Origin of the sequence: Actinomadura rubteroloni, from assembly GCF_002911665.1 — a bacterium.
Classification (GTDB): domain Bacteria; phylum Actinomycetota; class Actinomycetes; order Streptosporangiales; family Streptosporangiaceae; genus Spirillospora; species Spirillospora rubteroloni.
The window spans coordinates 1,860,595-1,863,668 of record NZ_MTBP01000002.1 but is presented as its reverse complement, the minus strand read 5'-3'; the positions used below and the strand labels follow the sequence as shown (position 1 = coordinate 1,863,668).

1 protein-coding gene is annotated in these 3,074 nt (G+C 71.3%); it reads right to left on the bottom strand.

Annotated elements, in window-relative coordinates; translation table 11 throughout:
- Positions 1-151: 151 nt before the first annotated feature.
- Positions 152-2,992 (bottom strand): hypothetical protein, encoded by a 2,841-nt coding sequence (locus BTM25_RS20085; RefSeq protein WP_103564370.1) that lies wholly within the window; start codon positions 2,990-2,992, stop codon positions 152-154.
- Positions 2,993-3,074: the final 82 nt, after the last annotated feature.

Genomic DNA, 3,074 nt, shown 5'->3' with positions numbered 1-3,074 from the left:
CCTGCGCCTGAGGATCCCGCGCCCACCCGGAACCCGGTCCGGCGACGACCACGACCCGGCCGCCACCCGTCGGCTTCGCTGTCCGGCGGGTGGCGGTCCGGGGTCTGCTGGGACTCGGCCTCGTGTTCGTGCGCTGCCGCGCGGGGCCGGGTCAGTGGCCGGGCGGCGGCGGGGTGTGCTCGCCCGTCGTGCCGTCGTAGGTGCCCAAAGGCTGGGTCGTGGTGAGGGCGTCGGGGTCGGTGACGTGGACTTCTATGTGGTGGGTCCCCGGACCCAGGGACCGGACGTCGAGGGAGCCTCCGGTGGACGAGGAGGGGGAGCCGTCCACCGTCCAGGTGATGGCCGAACCGGTGAGCGGACCGTGCTGGGGGGAGTCGCCCTGGACGAGCAGAAGAGGGCCGTCCGTGGAGATGGGGAGCACGGTCGGGGGACGGAGCGGCAGCGGGAACGAGCCCGTCTGGATGTAGGACGTGTGGTAGCCGTTCGTCGCGAGCACCTGGACGAAGCAGTCCGCGTGGCCCGGCATGTCGCGCAGGTCCAGGTCGAACGTGTCGGCGGTGAGGTTGACGCCGGGACGGGCCGGCGCCGTGCCGTCCGCGTTGGTGAAGCGGACGAAGTACGTCGCGGCCGGGTCGGCGTCGTGGTCTCCGCCGATCTGGCGCCAGCGCAGGTGCATCACCCCGGCCGTGTCGACCTGGGCGCGGTCGTTCGGGGTCAGCAGGACGACGTGCGGCGGGTGCGGCGGTACCGTCAGCGCGCCGACCTCCGCGCCGTCGCGGCGGAGCACCAGGCGCTGGGCGCTCTCCTGGTAGGGCAGGCGGGCGCTGAACGGCGCTTCGGCGGAGTCGTCGAACGGGAAGCGCGCCGCCACGGGCGTGCTGGCGAGCATGCGGCCGTCCAGGGTCTCCAGCGAGACCGTGTAGGGCGTGCCCGCCGCAGGGGCGGACGGCGCGGTCATCGTGCGCAGCGCCGGGTCCCAGCGGACGGCGCCGTTCCGGTTTAGGGCCCCGCGGATCCGCACGTACGGCCCGGGGAACGGGCGCGCGACGGGCACGTGCTCGGGATGCGGCGGGGTGAACGCGAGCGGCCCGAGCGCCGCCCCCGCCGCGGACGCGTCCCGGATCGACTCCCACAGCTTGCGCCAGTGGTAGTAGCCGAGCCACCGGCCCTCGCCGCCGCAGTAGCTCATCAGGTCGCCCGTAGTGGCGCGGAACGCGGTCGGCGTCGTGCCGCGCGGGTCGACGCCGACCTGCCCGATCGACCCGTCCGTCGGCCGGTAGTCGCCGTCGACGTCGGACGGGCCGCCGCACGGGGCGTGGCCCAGCCCGTACAGGTGGCCGAGTTCGTGGGCGCAGGTCGCCCGCAGGTTCTGGGCGCCGAAGCCGACGTGCTGGTCGGGACGGGCGACGCCGGCGATCTTGCCGAGCGGCACCGTCGCGTCGACCATCGCGTACAGCCGCTGGCTCTCCCGGGACGCGTAGTCCTCGTAGGTGTCGTGCAGGTCGTCGAGGAGCTGGTTCTGGCCGTTCTCCTTGCTGAGGTCGTAGTTGACGCTGAGCGGACGCCCGCCGTTGACGGTCCAGAACAGGATGCTCGCGGACGTGTCGTCGGCGATCGGGTAGCGCCGCGGCAGCGTGTTGATCGTTTCGAGGTACTGCCGCGCGGTGGGGGCGGCGATCGTCCCGACGGCCACGCGCATGATGAAGATGTTCAGCACGTCGGTGGGGATGAACTCGACCTCCAGCCGGAACGGGTTGCTCACGTTCGTCCCCACGGTCGCCTGTACGACGAACGTGGCCTTGCCCGCGACGACGCTGGCCGCCGGGATCTGGAAGTTGAGCGTCTGGTGGATGTCGCCGCGGTCCACCTGGGCGATCGGACGGGCCGTGATCGTTTCGACGGGCGCGGCCGTGAACGCGCCGTCGTTCATCGTGAGCGTCCCGCCGACCCCGGCCACGGTGCCGCCGCTCTCGTCCGGTTCGATCCCGGAGTCGATGTAGGCGCGGACGAGCGTGGCCTTCCCGGCGATGAGCGGCAGCCCGTTGTCCGGGATCTCCTGCATGTCGAACGCCTGCACCACCTGGGTGACCTCGACGCCCGTGATCTGGAGGTCCGGCGTGGCGTCCGGCGGCAGCACCTCGGCGCTGAGCGTGACCAGGTACCCGTTGTGCGTCTCGTCGGTCTGGGTGGGGCCGTAGCGCAGACTGCCGAGCGTCTCGGCGTCGGCCGGGTCGACGACGGCCAGGACGCGCCCGAGGAAGTTCTCGTACCGCTCGGCGCTCGGCCACGGGTCGTCGTCGTGGCTGTAGGCCTCGATGAAGATCGACGTCGGCCCGCCGAGGTCCAGGTCGAAGACGGTCGTCGGCGTGCCGACCGAGAGCGAGAACAGCGCCTCGTCGAAGATCCGGTCGCCGTTGTTGTTCCAGCGCAGCAGCTCGGTGTCGATCGCGGGCGCGCCGCCCCGCGCGGGCGCGGACGCCCGGACGTAGACGGCCATGTGCGTGAAGTCGCTGTTCTCGTCGTCGAAGACCAGCAGATCCTTGAAGACGAGCCGCACGTGCGCGTGCTGTGCGGCCGGCACCAATTCCACGGTCGCGGTGACGACGATGCCGGTGTTGCCGTTGTCGGTGGTGGTCGGGCCGAACACGAGCTGCCCGAGCGAACTTCCCTCGCGGCTGTCGATCGAGAGCGTCGCCTCGCCGAGGAAGTTCTCGTGGTGCCCTTCGTCGGGCCACTGTTCGTCGTTGTCGGTGTACGCCTTGACCGTGATCGAGCCGAGCCCGGTCAGGTCGAACGGGACGACGCTCGGTAAGGCGAGGTCGCCGTCCAGGGCGTAGGAGAAGTTGTCCTCGACGGGTCCGTTGCGATGGTTCCAGCGGAATTCGGCGAGGGTCGTCCCGGCGGCGTCCCGGACGGTCGCGTACAGGCCGATGCGGGTGTCACCGGCCTCCTCGTCCTCGAAGACGTGCAGGGTCTCGAATGTCGCGCGCATCAGTGCCAAGGCGATCTCCGGGGGGTCTCGATTGCCTGGCACAAAGCTACTCAGAAAACGCGCGGGCGACCATCCGCATCAC

Excerpts from the sequence above, each read along its gene's own strand:
- BTM25_RS20085 (WP_103564370.1), bottom strand. The coding sequence starts at position 2,992 with ATGCGCGCGACATTCGAGACCCTGCACGTCTTCGAGGACGAGGAGGCC.